The sequence below is a fragment of the Mycolicibacterium helvum genome (assembly GCF_010731895.1).
Lineage (GTDB): Bacteria > Actinomycetota > Actinomycetes > Mycobacteriales > Mycobacteriaceae > Mycobacterium > Mycobacterium helvum.
In genome coordinates this window covers 5,854,325-5,879,224 of sequence record NZ_AP022596.1, presented here as the reverse complement: position 1 = coordinate 5,879,224, position 24,900 = coordinate 5,854,325, and the positions used below count along the sequence as shown (strand labels likewise).

The window sequence follows — 24,900 nt, the reverse complement described above, 5'->3', positions numbered from 1 at the left end:
GTGCCGCGCTACCAGACGGGACCGGTGTATTTTTCGCCCGGTCCGGTGCCGGGTTCGTCGGGCGCCGCACTGGCTTCCCGGAATGCCAACTGGAGACTCTTCAGTCCGTCCCGAACCGGGCCGGCGTGCGGGCCGAGATACTCGGCTGAGGCGGTCACCAGACCGGCTAGCGCGGTGATCAGTCGGCGGGCCTCGTCGAGGTCGCGGTGTTCGCTGGCGTCGGGATCCGGGTCGGACAACCCGATTTTCTCGGCGGCGGCGCTCATCAGCATCACCGCGGCGCGGGTGATCACCTCGACGGCGGGAATGTCGGCCAGTTCGCGGATGTTTTCGGGGTCCGTCATGCCTGCTAGACTGGCATGCACGACCGTCCCGGCGTACGCCAGGGACAGCAAGTGGAGTCCCACTCCCACCGCTCGCCACGGAAGTTTCCGCAGGTAAAGCGGTCCGGTCACAGATACCGCAACGGTATCTGTTCTGCGGTTTCGCAGGCGGCGGCAGCCGTGATCGGTCGGCATTGGGCCCTGCTTTTGCAGGGCCTTTCTGTTCGTTTGAGCAGAATGCTGGTGGTGTGAAGGTTCCCAGCTGCTCCCGACGTGTGACACCGCGGTGGTCCCCAGAGGAAATCGAACCAGGGAGGCCCCATCAGCACTGAGACCCGCGTCAACGAGCGCATCCGCGTACCTGAGGTCCGATTGATCGGACCGGGTGGGGAGCAAGTAGGCATCGTGCGCATCGAAGACGCCCTCCGCGTCGCCGCGGATGCCGATCTCGACCTTGTCGAAGTAGCCCCGAATGCCAGGCCACCGGTCTGCAAGATCATGGACTACGGGAAGTACAAGTACGAGACGGCTCTGAAGGAGCGCGAGTCTCGCAAGAACCAGCAGCAGACCGTCGTCAAAGAGCAGAAGCTTCGGCCCAAGATCGACGACCACGACTACCAGACCAAAAAGGGTCACGTCATCCGCTTCCTCGAGGCGGGGTCGAAGGTCAAGGTCACGATCATGTTCCGCGGCCGCGAGCAGTCCCGGCCCGAACTCGGGTACCGACTCCTGCAGCGGCTGGGCGCCGATGTGGCCGATTACGGCTTCATTGAGACGTCCGCCAAGCAGGACGGACGCAACATGACGATGGTGCTGGCACCGCACCGCGGCGCGAAGACTCGCGCCAAGGCGGCGCACGACGCCGACGTCCCCGCTGGGCGCCCGGCTGAGCCACAGCCCACCGAAAACCCTGAGACCACGTAGAACTGAGGACCAATGCCCAAGGCCAAGACTCACAGCGGCGCTTCCAAGCGGTTCCGCAAGACCGGCACCGGGAAGATCGTGCGGCAGAAGGCGAATAAGCGCCACCTGCTCGAGCACAAGGCCAGCAAGCGGACCCGTCGTCTCGACGGCCGCACCACTGTGGCGCCCAACGACACCCGGCGTGTCAACGCGATGCTGAACGGCTAAGCGCCGTAACCCCTCAACCTTTGACCGAACGAGAATAGGAACACCGCAATGGCACGCGTGAAGCGCGCACTCAATGCCCAAAAGAAGCGGCGCACAGTACTGAAGGCGTCCAAGGGCTACCGCGGCCAGCGCTCGCGGCTTTACCGCAAAGCCAAAGAGCAGCAGCTGCATTCGCTGACCTATGCCTACCGGGATCGCCGTGCCCGCAAGGGTGAGTTCCGCAAGCTGTGGATCTCCCGCATCAACGCGGCAGCCCGCGCCAACGACATCACCTACAACCGGCTGATCCAGGGGCTCAAGGCCGCCGGCGTCGAGGTCGACCGCAAGAACCTCGCCGAGATCGCCGTCAGTGACCCGGCCGCGTTCACCGCGCTGGTCGAGGTCGCCAAGGCCGCACTGCCGGAGGATGTCAACGCACCTTCCGGTGAAGCCGCCTGATAACGGCACTCACTGAACGATCCGCCCGGGTGGTCGCTGCAGTTAAATTGCAGCGCCACACCGGGCGTCGTCGTGCTGGGCGCTTTTTGGCCGAAGGGCCGAATCTGGTCGAGGCGGCGGCTCGCCGGGGTCTTGTGCTCGAGGTGTTCGCGACGGAGGCTGCCGCGCAGCGCCACGCGGAGCTGCTGGCCGGGCTGGCGGTGCATGAGGTGACGGAGCGGGCTGCCAAGGCGCTGTCGGAGACGGTGACACCCTCGGGTCTGGTCGCTGTGTGCACGCTGCCCGACGGTGATCTCGCCGACGTATTGGCCGCTGCGCCACGGCTCGTGGTAGTCGCCGTCGATCTGTCGGAGCCCGGGAACGCGGGAACGCTGATCCGGTTGGCCGACGCGATGGGTGCTGCGGCAGTGGTATTCGCCGGGCACAGTGTGGATCCGTACAACGGGAAGTGCCTGCGGTCCTCGGCGGGCAGCATCTTCGCGGTGCCGGTGCTGATCGCCGACGATGCCGGTGCGGTGCTGGCAGAGTTGCGCGGTGCGGGGTTGCAGGTGCTGGCGACGACGCTGGACGGCGAGGTCAGTCTGGACGACGCCGCGTTGAGCCCGCCGACGGCCTGGGTGTTCGGCGCGGAGGCCCAAGGGTTGTCTGCTGAGGTGGCGGCACTGGCCGATCAGCGGGTGACGATACCGATGGCCGGCGGCGCGGAGAGTTTGAATGTTGCTGCTGCCGCGGCGATTTGTCTGTATCAGAGCGCGCGGGTCCATCGCGCTGAACCCACGCCCGGCTCAGGGCGGCCCCGCTAGGTCGTGAACCGTCACCGCGGCGGTGAGGTGCATGACCGACGCGGGGTCGTCGAGATCGTGGTTGCAGAGTTTCTCGATCCGACGCAGCCGTTGGGCCACTGTGTTGGGATGGATGACCAATGCGGTCGCCGTCGCGGCTCGGTCTCGGCGACACGAGATGTAGGCACGTAACGTCGCAACGAGTTCGGTCCGGTGATTGGCGTCGTAATCGATCACCGGCCCCAGGGTGCGCAGAGCGAAATCGCTCAGTTTGGCCGGGTCGTCGATCTGGAGGAGCAGGCCGAGGATGCCCAGATCCTCGACCGTGACCACCGTGTTGGTGCGCCCGGCCCGTACTGCAATCTCGAGCGCTCCCTTGGCAATACGGTAGGAGTCGCCGTAGGCGCCGGTCACGTGATCGCAGACAGCTACGGTCACCGCGACACCGGGAAGAGACGCTTCCAGGGCTCGCAACACCACAGTTGCCGCGGTGGGGTGTGGATCCGAGGTCGATGCCGGCGGTTGGGCCTGGACTGGAGTGGCCTCAAGCGGCCACAGCACGACGATGTGTCCTGCGTGCATGGCGACCAATGGGCGGGGGCGGTAGCCGGATGCGAGCTTGGACACCTGTGCGAGCGCCCGCTCGTAGCTGCGGGGGTCCGCCTGCCCTGCCAGCGCGGCCACTATCGCCACGTGCGGCAGGCTGAGATCATGGCCTAAGCGTTGAGCCCGGAGTAGCAGCGATTCGGGTGGGGCTGTTCGGCTGGATAACAAGTCGGCCAGAAGCTCACCGCGCAGCCGATGTTCGACCTCGACCGCGGTTCGGGCCCGAAGCAACTCCAGGGCCACCACAAGCGATCCGTGCTCGACTGCCCGCAGATCGATCGGATCTGCTGGAGAGTCGTTGGCAGGAAACCAGATTCGCGCCACGACCTCGCTGCCCAAACGGACAGTGCTGACGAACACGGAGTCGCCCTCCCCGTCGTGGTCGCCGCCAACGAGCACCGGTGTTGATCCGGCGGCGTCGTCGTTGCCCTCGAGTGCCGAGGCCCGCAGCGCCGCATCGGGAAACCGGTCGCCGTCACCGGCCAGCGCGAGCACACCGTGGCGGGCATCGTCGATGAGCACCGGCCGACCGATCAGTTCCCGCAGGGTCGCCGCGATCCCGTCCAGTCCTCCGGAGCGCAGCGTCACGTTGAGCAGTCGTTGGTGGATCTGTTCGGAGCGCCGCAATGCGTCCCGCTGTTCGAGCAACGACACGTTCAGCGAACGCAGCTCGTCGAGCCGGTTGGCTGAGGTCAGTGCGATGGCGGCGTGGTTGGCCAGCAGGGTCATGCGTTGCACGGCGTGCTGGGTGAAGGTGTGGATCGGGGCGTAGTAGCCGTTGAGTGTTCCCAGTACCTCGTTGTGGGCGATCAGGGGCACCGCGATCATTGCGCGGTAGCCCTGTTCGCGCGCGATACCGGCCCATAGCGCGAACTCCGGTTCGGCGGTCACGTCGCGGATCGCCACCGGCGTGCCGGTGTGAAAGGCGCGGCTCGAGGGCGAGGTGCTGTCCAGCTGGATCGGCCGGTCGGAGTTGACCCGCTCGACGTAGTCGTCGGAGAGTCCGCTCCAGCCGGCGATCCGCAGCCGGTCGCGCGGCGGATCCGGCACCAGGACACCGCAGAAGTCGAACCCGAGCAGTGTCCGTGCGGTGTCGGCGACCAGGCTGAGCACCTGTTCGACGTCGGCATCCGCGGTCGCCGCCGCACTCAGCACGCCCAGCGCATCAAGCCAGGTCAGCAATTCCAGTCCTGGTCGTTGAGCCGACGGTGGGGCAGCCATCGGTCCATTGTGCCGCAGTGAGTGTCTCGTCAGACATCAATAAGTGAGAAATATGTCTCTTACAACATTGATGGCGTGAGGTTGTGTGACCACACTCATAATCCATGAGCTACGTCAGCGCCGAAACACCGACCGTTCGGCCCATCGTCAACCCGTCGACCGGCGAGGTCATCGCCACGGTGGCCGAGGGGACGGCCGCCGATGTGGACGCCGCAGTGGCGCGAGCCCGTGCGGCGTTCGACAGCGGGCCGTGGCCGCAGATGGCGCGCAGCGAGCGGGGCCGGCTGCTGCTGCGCCTGGCAGATGCCATCGAGGCGGCCAACGAGCGGCTCTACACGCTCGAGGCGCAGAACAACGGTCGCCCGATCACCGAGACCAGGGCACAGCTGTCCCGGGTTCCGGAGTGGTTCCGCTACAACGCCGGACTACTGGCCGCGCAGCGCACCGCGGTGCTCCCCGGCGACGGGCCGTACCTGACCTACCAGCAGCGCCTTCCGCTCGGGGTGTGCGGCATCATCACCCCGTTCAACCATCCGATGCTGATCCTGGCGCGCAGCCTGTCCGCCGCGCTGGCCAACGGCAACACAGTGGTGGTCAAACCGTCGGAACTCACTCCGCTGACCACGCTCGCGCTGGCCGACATCCTCAGCGAGGCCGGCCTTCCCGACGGGGTGTTCTCCGTCGTGACCGGCGGGCGGCCGGCCGGACAACGACTCACCGAGCATCCCGACGTCGCGAAGATCACGCTTACCGGCGGCACCGAAGCGGGTCGCTCCGCGGCGGTCGCGACGGCGTCGCGGTTCGCCCGGGTGACCGCTGAACTCGGCGGCAAGACCCCGATCCTGATCTTCGATGATGTCGATCCGGCGATTGCCGCCGAGGGGGCGGCGTTCGCCGCGTTCGTCGCCGCGGGCCAATCCTGCGTCGCGGGTTCGCGATTCCTGGTCCAGCGCGGGATCTACAACCGCTTCGTGGATGCGCTGGCAACCCGCGCCCGCGCGATCCGGCTGGGCGATCCCACCCTGCCCACCACGCAGATGGGGCCGCTGATCAGTGCTACCCAGCGCGACAAGGTTCGCGCGCTGATCGAGACGGGCATCGCCGAGGGGGCGCGGCTCGCCGCCGGCGGTGGGTGCCCGGACCTCGCGCCGTCGCTTCAGTCCGGCTTCTTCCTCGAACCGACTGTGCTGTCCGAAGCCACCATGGCCATGTCGGTAGCGAGCACGGAGATCTTCGGCCCGGTCGCCGTGGTCATCCCGTTCGACGACGAGGCCGAGGGCGTGCGCATGGCCAACGACAACCGCTACGGGCTCGGTGCAGGTGTATGGACCACCGACGTCGCCCGCGCGCACCGGGTCGCCTCCAACATCGTCGCCGGAATGGTATGGGTCAACGACCACCACCGGCTGGAGCCCTCGTTGCCGTGGGGTGGGGTCAAGGAATCCGGTATGGGCAAGGACGCCGGAACCGAATCGTTCGACGACTTCTCCTGGGTCAAGACCATCGTGGTGCGCACCGCCGCCGACTCGGTCGACTGGTACGGCGACCGGCAATCCGACCGGCTGAACTGATCCAGCACAGCCAAACAACAACGCAGCGAGGGGAATTCAATGGCGATAGACACCGCAGTCGGAGCCAGGGCGGGCACCGGCTGGCGCCGGGACATCACCCGGACCCAGTGGCTGGTGCTGGCCGGCACCACCTTGGGGTGGGGGCTCGATGGCTTCGCAGGCAGTCTCTATGTCCTTGTGCTCGGTCCCGCCATGACCGAGCTCCTGCCGAACAGTGGGCTGGAAGCCACCCGCGCCTCGATCGGCGTCTACGGCGGCCTGACGATGGCGCTGTTCCTCGCCGGATGGGCGACCGGCGGCATTCTGTTCGGCATCCTGGCCGACTATTTCGGCCGCACCAAGGTGCTGTCGGCGGGGATCCTGACCTACGCAGTGTTCAGCGCCGCGGCGGCGTTCGTCGACAACTGGTGGCAGCTGGGCATTCTGCGCTTCATCGCAGGCTTGGGCTCGGGGGTGGAAGCCCCGGTCGGGGCCGCCCTGATTGCCGAGACCTGGCGCAACCGGTTCCGGGCGCGGGCCGGCGGTGTGATGATGTCGGGCTACGCCGCAGGCTTCTTCGCTGCTGCCGGTGCTTACGCGCTGCTGGGCAGCCAAGGCTGGCGTGCCATGCTCCTGCTGGCCGGCCTGCCCGCCATCGTGGTGTGGTTCATCCGGCGCTTCGTGCCGGAGCCGCCGGAGATCCGCGCCCACCTGGATTCGCGGCGACAGCGGAAAGCTCAGGGCACCAGCACATCCCACGACAGATTCGTGCTGTGGCGACTCTTCAGCCCGCCATTCCGGCGACCGATGCTGGTATGCACCGCCCTGGCCACCGGCGCGCTGATCGCCTTCTGGAGCGTATCCACCTGGTACCCACAGATCATCAGGCAGCTGACGACGGCCGCCGGTCTGTCGCCGGCCGTGGCCGATCACCGGGTCGCGATCGCGGCGATGCTCTTCAATGCTGGTGGTGTCCTGGGCTACGCCTCCTGGGGCTTCATCGCCGACCTGATCGGTCGTCGGAAGACCTTCCTGATGAGCTTCCTCGTGTCGGCGCTCAGCATCGCGTGGATCTTTCCCTTCGACCGCAGTTACACCGAATTCCTCTCTGCCATGCCGATTCTGGGCTTCGGCCTCTTTGGCGCGCTGTCGGGCACATTCATCTACGCCCCGGAGCTGTTCCCCCCCAGCGTCCGGGCCACCGCCCTGGCGGTCTGCAACAGTGTCGGTCGCTACGTCACCGCGCTCGGGCCGCTCAGCGCCGGCGTTATCGCCACCAGGTGGTTCGGCGGAGACCTGGGTCAGGCGACCGCATGGGTGGCCGCACTGGGACTCATCGCCATCGTCGGGCTCGCCTTTGCCGCCGAGACCCGGGGGGAGCCCATGCCGGCCGACCCGGTCGCCGAACCCGCACTCCACCACGCCGAAAAGAGCGAATCGTGAACGAGTACTCCAGCGCAACGGCCGTCGTCGTCGGCGGATCCATCGGTGGGCTCACTGCAGCACTACTGTTGCGGGATCTCGGATTTCGTGTCGAGGTCTACGAACGCACCCCCACACCCCTGGACGGGCGGGGCAGCGGGATCGTGTTGCAGCCGGACACGGTGCGCTGGTTCGCCGAGCGCAGCAGCCAGCAGCTGGCCGACCTGCACACCTCGACCTCGTACGTCCAATACCTGCACCGCGACGGCGAAGTCGTCCACCGCGAGAAGGCGACCTGGACCTATACGTCCTGGGGGACGTTTTATCGGGCGTTGCTCACCGACTTCGGCGCCGACCACTACCACTACGGCGAATACGCATGTGGCTTCAGCCAGGACGACGACCGGGCGACGGTGCGGTTCGTCAGCGGCGCCACCGCATCAGCGGATTTGGTGGTCTTCGCCGACGGCATCACTTCGACCGCGCGGGAACGCTTCGACCCCGACGCCAAACTGCGCTACTCCGGCTACGTCGGCTGGCGCGGCACGGTGGCTCAGTCGGCGTTGACCCCACAGACCCGCGAGCTGCTCCAGGACGCGATCACCTACGACGTCGTGCCGCACTCGCACATCACCATGTACCCGATACCCGGTGAGGAAGGCTTGGGGCCGGCGCACCGGCTGATGAATTACGTCTGGTACCGCAATGTGCCGGCCGGCCCGGAGCTGACCGAACTGGCGATCGACAAGCGGGGATTCCACGGTTCGGTGTCGGTGCACCCCGGTCAGGTTCAGGACCGCTACGTCGCTGAGATGCGCGACGCGGCCGCGGCCTTGTTCGCGCCCGCGGTCGCCGAAGTGGTGCTGGCAACTGCGGATCCGTATCTGCAAGTCCTCTACGACGTCAGGTCCTCGCGGATGGCGCAGGGGCGTGTCGCCCTTATCGGCGATGCCGCCTGCGCATCCCGGCCGCACGCCGCCGCCGGGACAGCCAAGGCCGCCGCCGACGGCTGGGCGCTGGCCGCGGCACTGCGCGATTCCGGCGGTGACATCGTCGCTGCGCTCACCAAATGGGAACCCGCCCAGCTTCAGCTCAGCGACGCATTACTGCGTCGTGTCGTGGACATGGGGGAGCGCTCCCAATTCCACAACACCTGGCGTCCCGGCGACCCCGACCTGCGCTTCGGACTATACGGACCCGGGCGCTAAGCCCACTGACAGATAAGCCCGACAGAACGGAAACACAATGACCGACAACAGTTTTCTCGCCGACCTGCCGCTGGCCGGCGACCTCGTCGCGACGGACTTCGGGACCTGGCCCGACTGGCTCAAAGCCGAGTTCGCCGAGCACGCCTACGACGGCCACGTCGGATCGCGGCTGCTCAGCGAGAACGACCGGGTCCGGGTCTGGGAGATCAGGCTGGCCCCCGGCGAGCGCTGGCATGCTCACCGGCATGTACTGGACTACTTCTGGACCGCGGTCAACGCCGGGCGCAGTCGTCAGCACACCTACGACGGCACCACCCGCGAAGTCTCGTACCAGGCCGGAGAGACACGCCATTTCCACTTCGGCGCCGGCGAGTTCCTTTTGCACGATATCGAGAACATCGGCGAGGATGATCTGGTGTTCACCACTGTCGAACACGTCGACAGCGTCAACGCACCCCTGGACCTGAACGATCCGACGACCGAACAGCGAGGTGCACAGTGATCACGACCCCACTGGTCGACGGGGTGGTCGACGTCCATGCGCACTGGCTGCCGCGGGCCTTGTTCGGTCTTCCTCCCGGCGCGCCCTACGGGGCGATGCATGATCGCGGCGGCCAGTTGTACCTCGGTGACCTGCCGCTGTCCATCGCCACCGAGGCGATGAGCGATTCGGGCGCGACCCTTGCCGACATGGACCGTGCGGGGGTGGGCGTGCGGGTGTTGTCGGCGCCGCCGTTCGCGTTCCCGCTGGTGCCCGGCCCCGGAGCCACCACATATGCCGATGACTTCAACGCCGCGCTGGGTGACGTCGTCGCGCGTGCTGGTGGGCGCCTATTGGGCATGGGGGTGGTCACCCTCGGCGACAGCGCCGAAGTCACCCGTCAGCTCGGCGCGCTGGCCGACATCGAGGGCATCGCCGGGGTCGCGATTCCGCCGCTGGTCGGCAGCGGCTCCCTTGACAGCGATCCGCTTCGACACGTCCTGGCCGAAGCGGCCCGGCTGAACCTGGCGGTGCTGGTCCATCCCATGCAGCTGGCGCGCCCCGAATGGTCGGACTACTACCTGACCAACTTGATCGGCAACCCGGTCGAATCGACAACCGCGGTCGCCACTTTGCTGCTCAGCGGGTTGATCGACGAGCTGCCCGGTCTGCGGATCTGCTTCGTGCACGGTGGAGGTTGTGCGCCAGGCCTTGTCGGCCGCTGGGCGCACGCATGGTCGGCGCGAACAGACGTCAGCGCCCGTGCGGCGCGCAGGCCCACCGAGTCGTTCCGCGACTTGTACTTCGACACCGTCACGCACGGGAGCGCGCAACTGGCGATGCTCGCCGAGCTTGCCGGTACCGACAAGATCCTCTGCGGCAGCGACTATCCCTTCGACATGGCCGAAGCCGAACCCGCCCGTTTCGCCACCGAGCACGGGCCTGGACCGGATTCGTTGCGCCGCTCCGCGGAGACGTTCCTGGGGTTGGCGGCCCACCCGCCGGCGGCACGAGCCGCATCGTGAGCAGCCTTTTCGCACCGCTGACGCTGCGCGAGGTCACCTTCGCCCACCGGGTCTGGATGTCGCCGATGATGCAGTTCTCGGCGGTTCCCGACGGCCCGCAGATGGGTTCGCCGACTGACTGGCACGTGCAGCACCTCGGCTCGCGAGCGGTGGGCGGTGCGGCGCTGGTCATGGTGGAGGCGACCGCGGTCGATCCGGTCGGGCGTAGCAGCATCTACGACGTCGGGCTGTGGAATGACCTTCAGGCCGACAACTTTCGGCGTATCACCGACTTCATCTCCGGCCAGGGAGCGGTGCCGGGGATTCAGCTCGTCCATGCCGGGCGCAAGGGGTCGACCGGCCGGCCGTGGCCCGACGAAGCGCGACAGCCCCAGAGCTGGCCCACGGTTGGCCCGAGCCCGATTTCGTTCGGGCGGCTGCCCGCACCGGCCGAGCTCGCGCTGAGCCAGATCGAATCGATCGTCGGGTCGTTCGCCGACGCAGCCCGGCGGGCGGCAGGTGCGGGTTTCCGGGTGCTCGAATTGCACGGCGCGCACGGGTATCTCATTCACCAGTTCCTGTCCCCGCAGTCCAACACCCGCACCGACCGCTACGGCGGCAGCCTGGAGAATCGGCTGCGGTTCGCACTCGAGGTGGTGGCGGCGGTTCGCCGGCAGTGGCCCGACGAGCTGCCACTGTTCTTCCGTGCCTCGGCGACCGACTGGCTCGCCGGTGACACCGACGATCCCCGGCCGGGGTGGACGCTGGCCGATTCCGTGGTGCTGGCAGCCCGGCTCAAGGAGCTCGGCGTCGACCTGCTGGACGTCTCCACCGGCGGCTTGGTTCCCGACGCGGTGATCCCGGTCGGACCCGGCTATCAGGTTCGGTTCTCCGAGGCGATCCGTGATAAGGCCCAAATTCCCACGGCCGCAGTCGGAATGATCACCGATCCCGAGCAGGCGGCGGCGATCATCGCCGATGGACAAGCCGACGCGGTGTTCCTGGCCCGTACGCTGCTGCGTGATCCGATGTGGGCCCGCCATGCCGCCGGCAGCCTCGGTGTCCCGCTCGCGCCCCCGCCGCAGTACACCAGGGCGTTCCCATGACCGATGGCGGTCGGCAGGTCGGGCAGCCGGTGGCGCGGGTGGAGGGCCGCGACAAGGTGACGGGTCGGGCCGTGTACACCGCGGACACCGTCGTCGGGGACCTCGCCTACGCGGCCGTGGTGCAATCGCAGGTGCCACACGGGGTGGTGACCACCGAGTCGCTGCGGACCAGTGCGCGCCGTGCGGCCGCGGCTCCCGGTGTTGTCCATGTGCTGACGCCGCTGAATTGCCCACCACTGCAGACGCTTCCGGTGGACATGACATTCGATCTGCCGATGGAGCGGCGGCCGCCGCTGTCCGACCTGACGGTCCAGCACGTCGGACAACACATGGCGCTCGTCGTCGCGGATTCGGCAGAGAACGCCACCCGCGCCGCGGAGATGTTCGACCTGCGTTACGAGATCTTGCCGCCGCAGCTCAGTGTCGACGCGGTGCTGGCCGCGCCGCCACCACTCGACGACAGCGGCCACCAGATCCGGCACGGAAGTTATTTCCCCGACCACTTCGTGAAGCTGGACGAAGAGAAGTTGCAGGACCATCGCGGCCCGCGCGAGGAACCGGAGCTACCCATCCGGGTCGCCGCGAGGTACACGACACCGCAGAACGCGCACTATCCCATCGAGCTGTCGGCGACCATCGCCGAATGGGCGGGCGAGCTGCTCACCATCCATGACACCACCCGGTGGATCACCGGCGAACGAGCGGCGCTGGCCGCGTATCTGGGCCTGCCCGAGTCGAACGTCCGGGTGATCTCGCCTTTGGTCGGCGGCGCCTTCGGCTCCAAGAGCTTTCTGTGGATGCACGTGGTGTTATCCGCGGTCGCCGCGCGGGAGATCGGCCGCCCGGTCAAACTGGTGCTCAGCCGCAGCCAGATGTTCTCCTCCACGGGGCACCGCCCCCGCACCCGGCAGGACCTCACGCTGATCGCGGAACACGACGGGACACTGGCCAGCATCGAGCACCATACCGTCACCGAAACGTCGACGGTGGCGCACTTCTGCGAGCCGGCCGGCCTGTCCACCCGGATGCTCTACCAGTCGCCGCGGCTGGTGGTCTCGCACCGCGTCGCGCGGATCAACGCCGCCACGCCGTGTTTCATGCGCGGGCCGGGGGAGGCGCCGGGTCTGTTCGCCCTGGAATCCGCGATCGACGAATTGGCGGTTGAAGTGGGCGTGGATCCGTTGGAGCTGCGTATCCGCAACCATGCCGACGTCGACCAGGCCAGCGGCCTACCGTGGTCGGGCAAGCATCTGCTGGACTGCTACGCGCTCGGGGCGCAGCGGTTCGGGTGGGCGAAAAGGCCCGCGGCACCGCGGTCGCTGTCAGATCGAGGGGTGCAGATCGGCTGGGGGATGGCCACCGCAACCTATCCGGGCAGGCGGATGCCGGCGTCGTGCAGCGTGACCACTGCCGCCGACGGTTCGGCCCGATTCGCTTCGGCCACACACGAAGTCGGCACCGGTGTCCGTACCGTCATGAGCCAGGTCGCCGCCGATGCCACCGGCTTGGCGCTGGCGCAGGTCACCTTCGACTCCGGTGATTCCTCCTTCCCCGACGCGCCCTACAGCGGAGCGTCGCAAACCACTGCGACGGTGGGATCGGCGGTCTTGGCCACCGCGTCGGAGTGGCGACGACGATTGATCGCCCTGGTCGGCGCCGACCCGGCGACACCCTTCTACGGTTGCGCGCGCGACGAACTCGGTGTCACCGGCGGCGAGGTGGTGAGCGCGGATCGCCGCGCGACCGTCGCCGAGTTGATTCGCGGGGGAGGACAGCGCTATCTGGACGACTTGACCTTCACCCTGTCGGTCGACGGCGGTCAGGCGCGCGGCACCGCATCCCAGTCGTTCGGTGCGCATTTCTGCGAAGTCGAAGTCGACGAGGAAATCGGCCGGGCGACAGTGACCCGCTGGGTGGCTGTCATCGACTGCGGGCGGGTGCTCAACCCGGACCTGGCCCGCAATCAGGTGATGGGCGGCATCACTTTCGGTGTCGGCATGGCGCTGCTGGAGCAGGTGCCCTACGACACACGCACCGCGCAAATGATCGGTGAGTACTACGTCCCCACCCATGCCGACCGTCCCGATTTCGACATCTCCTTCATCGACGTGCCCGACTTCGACCTGGACCCGATCGGTGCTCGGGGGATCGGCGAGATCGGCGCGTGCGGTGTCGCCGCCGCAGTCGCCAATGCGGTCTTCCACGCCACCGGCCGCAGGCTGCGAGACCTGCCGATCACCGTCGAGCAGCTGATGAACCCGGAGGACTGATGGACACGCATCCCGAACACCGCATCGAGTTGCGGATCAACGGATCGCCTCACCGGATGAGCGTCGACGTCCGGACCACGCTGCTGGACCTCCTGCGCGAACGAATCGGGTTGACAGGCACCAAGAAAGGCTGCGATCACGGGTTGTGCGGAGCATGCACCGTTGCCCTTGACGGCGAACGGATCCTCAGCTGCCTGACCTTGGCCGTGTCGATCGACGGCGCAGCGGTGACGACCATCGAGGGGCTCGCTGCCGGTGACGATCTCGACCCCGTACAGGAAGCGTTTCTGGAGCACGATGCTTTTCAATGCGGCTACTGCACGCCGGGTCAGATCTCGTCTGCGCATGCGATGCTGCGCGAGCACTCTCGCGGCGACCTGTCCGCTGCGTCGTTCGACGGTGACCGTCACGCTCTGCGCGACGGCTGCCCAGCGCTGACCGAAGCCGAGATCCGGGAACGGATGGCCGGCAACGTCTGCCGGTGCGGTGCGTACTCCAACATGGTGGATGCGATCGCCGCGGCGGGGAAGACGACGGCACGGTGAAGACGTTCGCCTTCCAGCACGCGGGTTCGGTGGACGACGCCATCCGATCAGTCGCCGACACCGGCGGCGCCTACCTGGCCGGTGGTACCAACCTCGTCGACCTGATGAAAAACGGTGTCGCCCAACCGCCTGCGCTGGTCGACATCGGCCGCCTCGGCCTCACGGCGGTGACCACCACCGCCTCGGGGGGTGTACACATCGGTGCGGGTGTTACCAACAGCGCGCTGGCCAACCATCCGCTGATCCGCGCCCAGTACCCGGTGCTTTCGCAGGCGATCCTCAGCGGTGCCACCACCCAGCTGCGCAACATGGCCACCGTCGGTGGCAACCTCATGCAGCGGACCCGGTGCCCCTACTTCATGCAGACCGAATTCGACCATTGCAACAAACGCGTGCCCGGTTCGGGATGCGCTGCACGTGACGGGTTCAACCGCGAGCACGCGCTCTTCGGCGCCAGCGAGCACTGTGTGGCCACCAACCCGTCCGACATGGCGGTGGCCCTGACGATTCTCGACGCGGTCGTCCACCTCCAGGGCCCCGACGGGCCGCGATCAATCCCGATTGCCGAGTTCTTCGCCCTGCCCGGCGACACTCCGCATCTCGAAAACTGCCTGAAACCAGCGGAGCTCATCATCGCTGTCGAGCTGCCACAGTCACCGTTTGCGGCGCACTCGTGGTACCTCAAGCTGCGCGATCGGCACAGCTACGCCTTCGCATTGGTGTCCGCGGCGGTGGGAATCGAGGTAGTCGACGACGTGATCGCGTCAGCGTCGGTGGCCCTGGGCGGGGTGGCAGCCAAACCGTGGCGGGTGTCGGCTGCAGAGCGGGTTCTGATCGGCAGCCGACCCAACGACTCGGTGTTGCGCTCGGCGGCACAGCGGGCGATGGCGGAAGCTCGCCCCCTGAGTCAGAACGCCTTCAAGGTCCAGCTCGGGCGCGCGGCGGTACACCGTGCACTGGCGCGTGCTCTGGCCGCCAGCGGCTCTGGGGACAACTAGGGTTGGTGCCCGCCTCTCAGCGACAAAATGCCGTGTCAGTGGGTTGTGCGACGTTGTCGGTATGAGTAACTCGCTGGTCTTGCGGGGAACCGAACTCCGCTACGTATTGACCCGCTACCTGCAACTCAACGGCCCGACAACCGTTGCCGGCCTCGTCACGGCGATCGACGGCTGGGGGTTCGCGGTGGCGGGTCGGCCGTCCAAAACGATTTCGGATGCCCTCCGATGGGAGATCGGCAGGGACCGAGTCCGCCGCCGAGGCCGCGGGCGATATGCGGCGACGCTCGGTATCCCTCGCGGCACCGAGCACCGGATTAGTCAGCGTGTCGCCGCACTACGGGCAGTAGCTCGCGAGTTGTCGCTCGAAGGCGGGCATCAACCCTGTGGGCCGGGTGAGATCCTCACCCGAGAGCTCAGCCGCTGAGCAGCCCCTTGGCCACATGCGTGATCTGCACCTCGTTGCTGCCGGCGTAGATCATCAACGACTTGGCATCTCGGGCAAGCTGTTCCACTCGGTACTCGGTCATATACCCGTTACCGCCGAACAGTTGGATCGCCTCCATGGCCACGTCGGTCGCCGCCTGCGAGCAGTAGTACTTCATCGCCGACGCCTCGGACAGCGAGATCGGTGTACCCGTCTGCCCGCATTCGATCACCCGGAACAGCATGTTGCGCACATTCATCCGGGCCACCTCCATGTTGGCCAGCTTGAGCTGGATCAACTGGAACTGCCCGATCTCCTTGCCCCACAACGTGCGTGTCTTGGCGTAATCCGTACACAGCCGCAAGCATTCCTCGATCACCCCGAGCGCCATCGACACCACACCGATGCGCTCCGCGGCGAAACTCGATCTGGCGCTGTCCCGGCCGTCGCCGGAGGAGTTGTTCTCAGTCTCGCCCAGTAGCCGATCCCGGCCCAGGCGGACGTTGTTGAAGAACAGCTCGCCGGTGCGCGAACTGTGAATTCCCATCTTGCGGAACGGCTTGGCCTGAACGAAGCCTTCCATCCCGCGATCCAGCACGAACGTCAGGACCTTGCGGTCGCGCTTGTCGATCGAGGGATCACCCTCGTCCAACTTGGCGTACACCACGACGACGTCGGCGTCGGGCCCGTTGGTGATGAACGTTTTCTGCCCGTTGAGGATGTAGTCGTCTCCGTCCCGGACGACATAGGACTTCATGCCGCCGAACGCATCCGAACCCGAATCCGGCTCGGTGATCGCCCACGCGCCGATCTTCTCGTACGTCACCAGTTCGGGCAGCCAGCGCTCCTGCTGGGCCAGCGTGCCGCGGCTCTGGATGGTGGGTACCGTCAGCCCCAGGCTCACACCCATCCCGGTGACCAGCCCCATGCTCACCCGGCACAGCTCACTGATCAGAACGAAACCCATTCCGGCCGAACCACCGTCGCCGAACATGCCGCCGCCACCGCTGGACTTCTTCTCCGTGCCGGCCCGCATCCGATCCAGCCGCTTGGACAGCGACTCCCTGGCCATCTCGTCAATGCCGAAGGTGGAGAACAGCTTCCGGACGATGGGGTAGGGCTCCATATCGCCGCTCTCGAGATCGTCGATATACGGGCGCACCTCTTTGTCGACGAACTCGCGGACTGCGTCGCGCACGGCAATATCGACGTCGGACCATTCGATCATGGATTCTCCGGTTCAGGCGGCGGCGGTACGTCCTCGGGCGGGCCGCAAACCGGCAAGTGAGAACGTTGTGTGGACCAGCGACCCCGCACGGGCGACGAGGCTCTTGTGTCGAGGGACATAGTGCATGGGCATGCCACGGCGGTCTTTAGGGGGTGCCGTGAAACCGGGTGCCTCGACCAGTGGAGCGTCGGCCGGGATCTGCCCGGCGGCCCGTCGATAGGCCGACAACGCCCGCGGGTGCAGCCGGATCTCGTCGGGTACCGCCCAGAACGCCAACTCGACGGCCTTGCCGAATAGCCGCAGCGCGACCTCGTCACCGGGGGTCCAGCGCATCCCGGCCCGCTCGCGCACCGCTGGATCGAACAGGCCGGCAGCTATCCAGCGTTGCCCGGCCACCATCGGCTTGAACAACTGGTCCCACACCGGCGTCGGCATCAGCACGAACTTGGGCTTCGGGATCCGGATGTCGAAGATCTCCAGCGTCGCCTTGTTGATCTCCAGCTCGTCGCGACACACTCGCTCCCAGTACTCGCAGAATTCCTCCCACGTGTCGGGCACCGGCTTCATGCTCATCCCGTACATGGCGTACCACTGCACGTGCTCGTCGAAGAGCTGGCGCTTCTCGGCCTCGGTCAGCCCGCCGCAGAAGTACTCGGCCACCTTCAGGATCAGCATGAAGAAGGTGGCGTGCGCCCAGTAGAACGTCTCAGGATCGAGCGCGTGATAGCGCCGTCCCGCGCTGTCCACGCCCTTGATCCCTTTGTGGAATCCCTTGATCTGCTCACCGGTTTGCCGGGCGCGCTCGCCGTCATAGACCACGCCCATGATCGGGTAGACCGAGCGCGCGACCCGCTGGAGTGGTTCACGCAGCAGGATCGAATGATCTTGCACTCCGGCGCCCAGCTGCGGATACATGTTCTGCAGCGACCCGATCCACACCCCGAGCATCCCGGTGCGCAGGTCGCCGAAGTATTTCCAGGTCAGCGAGTCCGGCCCGAGCGGGGTCGGTGTGGCGGGGTGAGCGGTCGTCGTTGACCTCATCGGATCACGATAGGTCTGACAACACCCGTTGTCCATGTCGGCGACGAAGCTGTGACCACACGTTTGGCGTAGCGATACGTTGGCCGCGTCACACAGTTGGCTCGCCCGAAATCCTTTCCCTAGGCTGGATCTCGTGGACGTCGAGCCGTTCGACGATCAACCCGATTCCCTCGTTGACGTCAACCAACCCGGGCGAGGGCCCGCGGCGTGGTGGCACAACACCAACCACAATCCGGGCATCATCGCCCTGGTTCGTCGTGCCCGCCGCATGCTGCCCGGCGACCCCGACTTCGGTGACCCGCTCTCGGCCGCCGGCGATGGCGGTGCCCGCGCGGCCGCGCGAGTCGCCGACCGGTTGCTGCGCGACCGGGAAGCGGCCACCCGCGAGGTGAGCTTGGCCACACTTCAGCTCTGGCAGGCGCTCACCGAACGCGTCTCCGGACGGCCGCGCGACCGAGAGGTGACGCTGGTCTTCACCGACCTCGTCGGGTTCTCCAGTTGGTCGCTCGCCGCCGGCGACGACGCCACGTTGCGTCTGCTGCGCCGCGTCGCCCAAGTCGTCGAGCCTCCGCTGCTCGACGCGGGCGGACACATCGTCAAACGCATGGGCGACGGCATTATGGCGGTCTTCACCGACCCGGTCACCGCGGTGCGGGCCACCATGGCCGCCCGCGACGCGGTCAGAACGGTCGAGGTCGACGGGTATACGCCGCGGATGCGCGCCGGTGTCCACACCGGTCGCCCGCAGCGCATCGGATCGGATTGGCTCGGCGTCGATGTCAACATCACCGCCCGGGTGATGGACCGCGCCACCCGCGGCGGACTAATCGTCTCGGAGAAGACGTTGGAGCTGATCGAGCCCGACGATCTCGAATCGCTCGGAGTCACGGTCAAGCGGATCAGGCGCCAGGTGTTCGCTCCGCGGGCATCCGGGGTACCCACCGATCTGGTGATGTACCGCCTCAAAACCCGCAGGGATCTGCCAGTCGAAGACGACGGGGACGATCTCGAGGCCCAGGCATAGTAGGTAGGGATGGTTTTCGCAGTGCTCTCGCGGCTGGACCGCGTTCGGTTCACGCTTGGCTACACGGCCGCGCTCGTGACGGTGGCGGCCGTGCTGCTGGCGCTCGGGCCGCACGTCCGCGATCAGGTCGTCTGGCGCGCGAGCACCAATCTGCACAATCTCGGTGAAGGCCGTCTGGGCACACTGATCGGCAGCGCCTTCGTCACCGACCGGGGACCCATCTACGTGTGGCTGCCGGGCCTCTTCGCGATTCTCGGCCTGGCCGAACTGCTGTGGCGCAGCCGCCGGATGGCGGTGGCGTTCGTTGTCGGCCACGTCGGCGCGACGTTGTTGGTGGCCGCCGGGCTGGCCGCGGCGCTGGCTGCCGGGCTGACCTCCTGGTCGATTGCCAACGTCACCGATGTCGGCATGAGTTACGGCGCGGTCGGTGTCCTGGGTGCGCTCACCGCGGCCATCCCGCGCCGCTGGCGCGCAGCGTGGACCGGCTGGTGGTTGGCCGTGGCATTCGGTTCAGTGGTGAGTAGCGCCGGCGACTTCACCAACGTCGGACATGGCGTCGCCCTGGTCCTCGGCATGGTGGTCGGCACCCGGTTCGGCCACCCGGCGCACTGGACGACCGCGCGGTACGCACTGCTCGCGGTCGCCGCGTCGTTCGGCTACCTGATCATGGCCAACACCGGACCATCGATCCTGACCACGGCCACGCTCGGCGTGCTGGGCGCCCTGGTGGCCGCGCGTATCGCCCGACGCCGCGCGGTCCGCCGCGCCTTGGCCGGCACGGCCGCGCCGCTGTCTGCGCCCTCCTAGCGGGGATCTAGCGGAACTCCTCGGCGCACGCCTCAATCCAATCCGAGCGCCACGACTCGGGCGGATCATCGAGTAGCTCGCCGGGCATCAACCAGTCGTAGATCTCGGCGTAGGTGCGGGTGCGCTGGCCTTCGATGCGGCGGTTGAGCATCGCCGGCTCGAGCTCGTCGAATCCGCCCAGGCCCATGGATGCGACGATCTGGGCAGCGCTGGCCACGGTCGCCCGCTGGAAGTTGACCACTCGTTCGGTCTTGTCAGGAACGTCGAGTGCCCGCGCCCTGCCCTTGTCCTGGGTGGCAACCCCGGTGGGGCACTTGTTCGTGTTGCACTTCATCGCCTGGATACAGCCGACCGCGAACATCATTGCGCGCGCCGACATGGTGAAATCCGCGCCCTGGCAGATCCGGCTCACGATGTCCACCCCGCTGGCCACCTTGCCCGATGCGCCGATCCTGATGTGGTCGCGCAGCCCCGTCCCGACCAGTGCGTTGTGCACCAGCATCAGGCCCTCGGTCAGCGGCATGCCGACATGGTCCTCGAATTCCTGTGGGGCTGCGCCGGTTCCGCCTTCGGCGCCATCGACGATGATGAAGTCCGGGGTGATTCCGGTGTGCAGCATCCCCTTGCAGATGGACAGGAATTCGGTGCGTGCCCCGATGCACAACTTGAACCCGATCGGCTTGCCGCCGGACAGGCTGCGCAGCGTCGCGATGAAATGCATCATCTCCACCGGCGTGTGAAACGCGGTGTGCGCCGGCGGCGAGACCACCGTCAGGCCGATCGGCACCCCACGTGTCGCGGCGATCTCCGCACTCACCTTGGCGCCGGGCAACACCCCGCCGAGGCCGGGTTTGGCGCCCTGGGACAGCTTGATCGAGATCGCTTTCACCGAAGGCAGTGCGGCCTTCCCCTCGAACAGGGCGGCGTCGAAATGCCCGTCGGCGTCGCGGCACCCGAAGTATCCCGAGCCGATCTCCCAGATCAGGTCACCGCCGTGCTTGAGGTGATAGGGGCTGATCCCGCCCTCACCGGTGTCATGGGCGAACCCGCCGCGGGCCGCCCCGCCATTGAGCGCTTCGATGGCGTTGCCGGACAGCGCCCCGAAGCTCATCGCCGAGACGTTGAACAGCGCGATGTCATATGGCTGCGCGCAGTCCGCGCCACCGAGGCGCACCCGGGGCGCGAGCTCGGAGGCGACATGGGCGCGCAGGGAATGCCGGAGGAACTCGTAGCCCAGTGCGTTGACGTCGCGCTCGGTGCCGAACGGCTCGTCACTCTTGGTGCCCTTGGCCCGTTCGTAAACCATGTCGCGGGTTTCCCGGTCGAACGGGGTGGCCTCGGTGTTCGACTCGATGAAGTACTGCCGGATCTCCGGGCGCAGTGCCTCGGCCAGGAACCGGAAGTGTCCGAGCACCGGGTAGGCCCGCAGGATCGTGTGCCGGGTCTGCAGCAGATCCCAGGTGCCCAGTGCCGCGACCGCGGCCACCGGCCCTGCGGGCAGCCACCACCACGGGCTGAATTCCAGCGCCAGCCCCGCGAGGGCCAGCGCTACCGCCCACACTGCTGTGATGGCGAGGGCTCTGAGCATTGGGTGTCCTTGGGGTGAAATGCCTGCGAGACGTCATTCTGGCATCACCTATGATCGGCACTTGCGTCACATCCGTGGTGCAAACAGCCCGGTTTGGAGAAGGAGCGTTTCGCCGCGTGGGTGACCAACCCGTCGACTTGTCGCAGGAATCGTTGACCAAGGCTGTCAGCGCGGCCCGGCATGCCTTCGAGCTGGCCGCGGACCTGGACGCGCTGGCCCGCGCCAAGACCGAGCACCTGGGCGACCGCGCACCGCTGGCGCTGGCCCGCCAGGCGCTGGCCCGCCTGCCCAAGGAGGACCGCTCCGAGGCCGGCAAGCTGGTCAACGTCGCCCGAGGCGAGGCCCAGCGCAGCTACGACGAGCGCCTGGCTGCATTGCGCGCCGAACGCGACGCAGCAGTGCTGGTGGCCGAGGCCATCGACGTCACCCTGCCCTCGACCCGCGAGCCCATCGGAGCGCGGCACCCGATCACCATCCTGGCCGAGCACATCGCCGACACGTTCGTCGCGATGGGCTGGGAGCTGGCCGAAGGTCCCGAGGTCGAGACCGAGCAGTTCAACTTCGACGCGCTGAACTTTCCGCCCGACCATCCGGCGCGCAGCGAGTCCGACACCTTCCACATCGCCCCGGAGGGATCGCGGCAGCTGCTGCGCACCCACACCTCCCCGGTGCAGGTGCGCACTCTGCTTGACCGTGAGCTGCCGGTCTACATCGTCTCGATCGGCCGCACCTTCCGCACCGATGAGCTCGACTCGACTCACACCCCGGTCTTCCACCAGGTGGAGGGCCTGGCGGTGGATCGTGGCCTGACGATGGCCCACCTGCGCGGGACCCTCGACGCCTTCGCCCGTTCCGAGTTCGGGCCGACAGCCCGCACCCGCATGCGGCCGCACTTCTTCCCCTTCACCGAACCCTCGGCCGAGGTGGACATCTGGTTCCCCAACAAAAAGGGCGGCGCCGGCTGGGTGGAGTGGGGTGGCTGCGGCATGGTGAACCCGAATGTGTTGCGCGCGGCCGGCATTGACCCGGACGTGTACTCCGGCTTCGCCTTCGGGATGGGTCTGGAGCGCACTCTGCAGTTCCGCAACGGCATCCCCGACATGCGCGACATGGTCGAGGGTGACGTGCGGTTCTCGCTGCCGTTCGGGGTCGGGGTCTGATGCGCCTTCCCTACAGCTGGCTACGTGACATCGTCCAGCGCGGTGCGCCGGGCTGGGACGTCGAGCCCCATGATCTCGAGCAGGCGCTGATCCGCGTCGGCCATGAGGTTGAGGACATCATCACGCTCGGACCGGTCAGCGGCCCGCTGACCGTCGGGCGGGTCACCGCCATCGAAGAACTCACCGAGTTCAAGAAGCCGATCCGCGCCTGCAAGGTCGATGTCGGCGAGGGCGGTGACCGCGATATCGTCTGCGGTGCAACGAACTTCGCCGTCGGTGATCTCGTAGTGGTGGCGCTGCCCGGTGTTACGCTGCCCGGCGATTTCCACATCGCCAGCCGCAAGACCTACGGCCGGCTCTCCGATGGCATGATCTGCTCGGCCGCCGAATTGGGTTTGGGTGCAGACCATTCTGGGATCATGGTGCTGCCGCCGGGAACCGCGGAACCTGGAGCTGACGCCATCGGCGTGCTCGGCCTCGACGACGTGATCTTCGATCTCGCCGTCACACCGGACCGCGGTTACTGCATGTCGGTGCGCGGGATCGCCCGCGAGATCGCCTGCGCGTACGACCTGGATTTCGTGGATCCCGCCGATGTTCCACCCTTGCCCGTCGAGGGCCCGGCGCTACCGGTCACCGTCGAATCCGGCACCGGCGTCAGCCGTTTCGCGCTGCGCCCGGTCACCGGAATCGACCCGAAGGCTTTGTCGCCGTGGTGGTTGCGCCGGCGGTTGATGCTCTCCGGCATCCGGCCGATCTCACCGGCCGTCGACGTCACCAACTATGTGATGCTCGAAATCGGCCACCCGATGCACGCACATGACCGCAGCCGCATCAACGGCGAGTTCATCGTCCGGTTCGCCAAGCCGGGGGAGACGGTCGTCACCCTCGACGACATCGAACGCAAACTCGATCCGGCCGACGTGCTGATCGTCGACGACGTCGCGACCGCCGCCATCGGCGGCGTCATGGGCGCGGGCACCACCGAGATCGATGACGACTCCACCGACATCCTGCTGGAGGCCGCGGTCTGGGACCCCGCCGCGGTGTCCCGCACGATTCGCCGGCTGCACCTGGTCAGCGAGGCCGGCCGGCGCTACGAACGGTCCGTCGATCCGGCGATTTCGGTGGCCGCACTGGACCGGTGCGCGGCGCTGCTCGCCGAGATCGCGGGCGGCACAGTCGAGCCCACGCTGACCGACTGGCGTGGTGACCCGCCGCGCGACAACTGGTCGCCGGCACCGGTGCGGATGCGGTTCGACCTCCCTGACCGGATGGCCGGTGTCGAGTACGACGGCGGTGCCGCGGTGAAGCGGTTGACCCAGATCGGTGCCGACGTCGTCGAGGACGACGCCGACCGGGCCATTCTCGTGGTGACGCCACCGAGCTGGCGTCCAGACCTCGTCCAGCCCGCCGACCTGGTCGAGGAGGTGCTGCGGCTGGAAGGGCTCGACAAGATCCCGTCGGTGCTGCCCACCGCCCCGGCCGGCCGCGGGCTCACCGCCGGGCAGAAGCGGCGCCGCGCGGTCGGCAAGTCGCTGGGCCTGTCGGGCTACGTCGAGGTGTTGCCCACCCCGTTCCTGCCTGCGGGAATCTTCGATACGTGGGGTCTGGCTGCTGCCGATCCCAGGCGTGCCACCACCTCGGTGCTCAACCCGCTGGAGGCCGATCGGCCGCACCTGGCCACCACGCTCTTGCCGGCACTGCTGGAAGCCTTGTCCCGCAACGTCTCTCGTGGCTTCGTCGACGTCGCGCTGTTCTCCATCGCGCAGGTGGTGCACCCGACCGAACAGACCAAGGCCGTCGAGCTGATCCCGACGCATCGGCGGCCGAGCGACACGGAGATCGCCGCGCTGGACGCTTCGTTGCCGCGCCAGCCCGTCCACGTCGGCGCCGTGCTGACCGGACTGCGTGAGCCCCGCGGTCCCTGGGGGCCTGGGCGCCCGGTCGAGGCCGCCGACGCCTTCGAGGCGGTGCGGATCATCGCGCGCGCCTGCGGGGTGGACATCACGTTGCGCGCCGCGCAGCTGCTGCCGTGGCATCCGGGGCGCTGTGCGGAGGTCCTGGTCGACGGCCGAGTCGTCGGGCATGCCGGCCAGCTGCATCCGGCGGTGATCGAACGTTCGGGCTTGCCGAAGGGCACCTGCGCGCTCGAGCTGGATCTGGATGCCGTGCCGATCCCTGAGACGCTGCCCGCCCCGCGGGTGTCGCCGTTCCCGGCGGTGTTCCAGGACGTCAGTCTGGTGGTGGCCGGTGATATCGCCGCTGCGGCCGTGGTCGACGCCGTGCGCGACGGTGCCGGGGAGTTGCTGGAGGATGTCGCGCTGTTCGACGTGTACACCGGGCCGCAGATTGGCGAGGACCGTAAGTCGCTGACGCTGGCGCTGCGGTTCCGCGCGTCGGACCGGACGCTGACCGAAGACGAGGCCAGTGCCGCCCGGGACGCTGCGGTGGCCGCGGCCGCCGCACGCCTCGGCGCCGAACTCCGGGCCTGATCACCGCCCCAGCGGAATGTATTTGCATCATGGTGCATAACCATGCAG

At 67.5% G+C, this 24,900-nt stretch carries 23 protein-coding genes; 18 read left to right on the top strand and 5 right to left on the bottom strand.

All coding sequences use genetic code 11. The annotated features are described in order from the left end of the window. Positions 1-8 precede the first annotated feature (8 nt). Complete coding sequence (locus G6N38_RS27690; protein WP_163751296.1) at positions 9-344, bottom strand: DUF1844 domain-containing protein; 336 nt, start codon at positions 342-344, stop codon at positions 9-11. 300 nt (positions 345-644) lie between these two features. Here G6N38_RS27690 and infC point away from each other — a divergent pair, with 300 nt between their 5' ends. The 4 genes from infC to G6N38_RS27670 are packed head-to-tail and all read left to right on the top strand — an operon-like array spanning position 645 to position 2,695. After that, a complete protein-coding gene (gene infC / locus G6N38_RS27685; protein ID WP_163752487.1) occupies positions 645-1,247 on the top strand; it encodes a translation initiation factor IF-3 in 603 nt (200 codons plus the stop codon). A 12-nt stretch (positions 1,248-1,259) separates the two neighbouring features. After that, positions 1,260-1,454 (top strand): 50S ribosomal protein L35, encoded by a 195-nt coding sequence (gene rpmI, locus G6N38_RS27680; RefSeq protein WP_108059557.1) that lies wholly within the window; start codon positions 1,260-1,262, stop codon positions 1,452-1,454. A 48-nt stretch (positions 1,455-1,502) separates the two neighbouring features. Next, on the top strand, positions 1,503-1,892 hold the full coding sequence (gene rplT, locus G6N38_RS27675; protein WP_011780528.1) for a 50S ribosomal protein L20: 390 nt from the start codon (positions 1,503-1,505) through the stop codon (positions 1,890-1,892). A gap of 29 nt (positions 1,893-1,921) precedes the next feature. After that, positions 1,922-2,695, top strand: a complete 774-nt coding sequence (locus tag G6N38_RS27670; protein ID WP_163751295.1) for a TrmH family RNA methyltransferase — start codon at positions 1,922-1,924, stop codon at positions 2,693-2,695. Here G6N38_RS27670 and G6N38_RS27665 read toward each other — a convergent pair. Further along, entirely contained in the window at positions 2,678-4,501 is a 1,824-nt protein-coding gene (locus G6N38_RS27665; protein ID WP_179968454.1) for a helix-turn-helix domain-containing protein, read from the bottom strand. The two genes, G6N38_RS27670 and G6N38_RS27665, sit on opposite strands and share 18 nt — an antisense overlap. Positions 4,502-4,605: 104 nt before the next feature. Between G6N38_RS27665 and G6N38_RS27660 the strand changes: the two genes are divergently transcribed. From G6N38_RS27660 to G6N38_RS27615, 10 genes are all read left to right on the top strand, one after another. Next, positions 4,606-6,072 (top strand): aldehyde dehydrogenase, encoded by a 1,467-nt coding sequence (locus tag G6N38_RS27660; RefSeq protein WP_163751294.1) that lies wholly within the window; start codon positions 4,606-4,608, stop codon positions 6,070-6,072. Between the two features lie 39 nt (positions 6,073-6,111). Then, positions 6,112-7,494 (top strand): MFS transporter, encoded by a 1,383-nt coding sequence (locus G6N38_RS27655; protein WP_163751293.1) that lies wholly within the window; start codon positions 6,112-6,114, stop codon positions 7,492-7,494. Next, on the top strand, positions 7,491-8,681 hold the full coding sequence (locus G6N38_RS27650) for an FAD binding domain-containing protein (RefSeq protein WP_163751292.1): 1,191 nt from the start codon (positions 7,491-7,493) through the stop codon (positions 8,679-8,681). Before G6N38_RS27655 ends, G6N38_RS27650 begins: the two co-directional genes overlap by 4 nt. A 37-nt stretch (positions 8,682-8,718) precedes the next feature. Beyond that, a complete protein-coding gene (locus G6N38_RS27645; protein ID WP_163751291.1) occupies positions 8,719-9,183 on the top strand; it encodes a cupin domain-containing protein in 465 nt (154 codons plus the stop codon). Beyond that, the gene (locus tag G6N38_RS27640; RefSeq protein ID WP_163751290.1) at positions 9,180-10,187 is read left to right on the top strand and encodes an amidohydrolase family protein; all 1,008 of its coding nucleotides are present in this window, start codon (positions 9,180-9,182) and stop codon (positions 10,185-10,187) included. Before G6N38_RS27645 ends, G6N38_RS27640 begins: the two co-directional genes overlap by 4 nt. Continuing rightward, positions 10,184-11,272: an NADH:flavin oxidoreductase/NADH oxidase gene (locus G6N38_RS27635; RefSeq protein ID WP_163751289.1), complete on the top strand. Its 1,089-nt coding sequence runs from the start codon at positions 10,184-10,186 to the stop codon at positions 11,270-11,272. Before G6N38_RS27640 ends, G6N38_RS27635 begins: the two co-directional genes overlap by 4 nt. Beyond that, positions 11,269-13,542 carry a xanthine dehydrogenase family protein molybdopterin-binding subunit gene (locus G6N38_RS27630; protein WP_163751288.1) on the top strand — a complete coding sequence of 758 codons (2,274 nt, stop codon included), beginning with the start codon at positions 11,269-11,271 and terminating at the stop codon, positions 13,540-13,542. Before G6N38_RS27635 ends, G6N38_RS27630 begins: the two co-directional genes overlap by 4 nt. Beyond that, the gene (locus G6N38_RS27625) at positions 13,542-14,087 is read left to right on the top strand and encodes a (2Fe-2S)-binding protein (RefSeq protein WP_163751287.1); all 546 of its coding nucleotides are present in this window, start codon (positions 13,542-13,544) and stop codon (positions 14,085-14,087) included. Before G6N38_RS27630 ends, G6N38_RS27625 begins: the two co-directional genes overlap by 1 nt. After that, positions 14,084-15,085, top strand: a complete 1,002-nt coding sequence (locus G6N38_RS27620; RefSeq protein WP_163751286.1) for an FAD binding domain-containing protein — start codon at positions 14,084-14,086, stop codon at positions 15,083-15,085. The genes G6N38_RS27625 and G6N38_RS27620 overlap by 4 nt, the downstream gene beginning before the upstream one ends. 61 nt (positions 15,086-15,146) lie before the next feature. Further along, positions 15,147-15,509 carry a hypothetical protein gene (locus G6N38_RS27615; protein WP_163751285.1) on the top strand — a complete coding sequence of 121 codons (363 nt, stop codon included), beginning with the start codon at positions 15,147-15,149 and terminating at the stop codon, positions 15,507-15,509. Here G6N38_RS27615 and G6N38_RS27610 read toward each other — a convergent pair. Then, entirely contained in the window at positions 15,499-16,737 is a 1,239-nt protein-coding gene (locus tag G6N38_RS27610) for an acyl-CoA dehydrogenase family protein (protein WP_163751284.1), read from the bottom strand. The two genes, G6N38_RS27615 and G6N38_RS27610, sit on opposite strands and share 11 nt — an antisense overlap. A 12-nt stretch (positions 16,738-16,749) precedes the next feature. Beyond that, positions 16,750-17,778: an oxygenase MpaB family protein gene (locus tag G6N38_RS27605; RefSeq protein ID WP_163751283.1), complete on the bottom strand. Its 1,029-nt coding sequence runs from the start codon at positions 17,776-17,778 to the stop codon at positions 16,750-16,752. Between the two features lie 133 nt (positions 17,779-17,911). Here G6N38_RS27605 and G6N38_RS27600 point away from each other — a divergent pair, with 133 nt between their 5' ends. Next, complete coding sequence (locus tag G6N38_RS27600) at positions 17,912-18,802, top strand: adenylate/guanylate cyclase domain-containing protein (RefSeq protein WP_163751282.1); 891 nt, start codon at positions 17,912-17,914, stop codon at positions 18,800-18,802. Positions 18,803-18,811: 9 nt separating this feature from the next. Next, a complete protein-coding gene (locus tag G6N38_RS27595) occupies positions 18,812-19,609 on the top strand; it encodes a rhomboid-like protein (RefSeq protein ID WP_163751281.1) in 798 nt (265 codons plus the stop codon). 7 nt (positions 19,610-19,616) lie between these two features. Here G6N38_RS27595 and G6N38_RS27590 read toward each other — a convergent pair whose 3' ends face one another. Beyond that, the gene (locus G6N38_RS27590; RefSeq protein WP_163751280.1) at positions 19,617-21,197 is read right to left on the bottom strand and encodes an FMN-binding glutamate synthase family protein; all 1,581 of its coding nucleotides are present in this window, start codon (positions 21,195-21,197) and stop codon (positions 19,617-19,619) included. Between the two features lie 116 nt (positions 21,198-21,313). On the opposite strand from G6N38_RS27590, the gene pheS reads away from it, so the two are divergent. Both pheS and pheT read left to right on the top strand, forming a co-directional pair. Next, positions 21,314-22,357: a phenylalanine--tRNA ligase subunit alpha gene (gene pheS, locus G6N38_RS27585; protein WP_163751279.1), complete on the top strand. Its 1,044-nt coding sequence runs from the start codon at positions 21,314-21,316 to the stop codon at positions 22,355-22,357. Continuing rightward, the gene (gene pheT, locus G6N38_RS27580) at positions 22,357-24,852 is read left to right on the top strand and encodes a phenylalanine--tRNA ligase subunit beta (RefSeq protein ID WP_163751278.1); all 2,496 of its coding nucleotides are present in this window, start codon (positions 22,357-22,359) and stop codon (positions 24,850-24,852) included. The genes pheS and pheT overlap by 1 nt, the downstream gene beginning before the upstream one ends. The last annotated feature ends 48 nt before the right edge of the window (positions 24,853-24,900 follow it).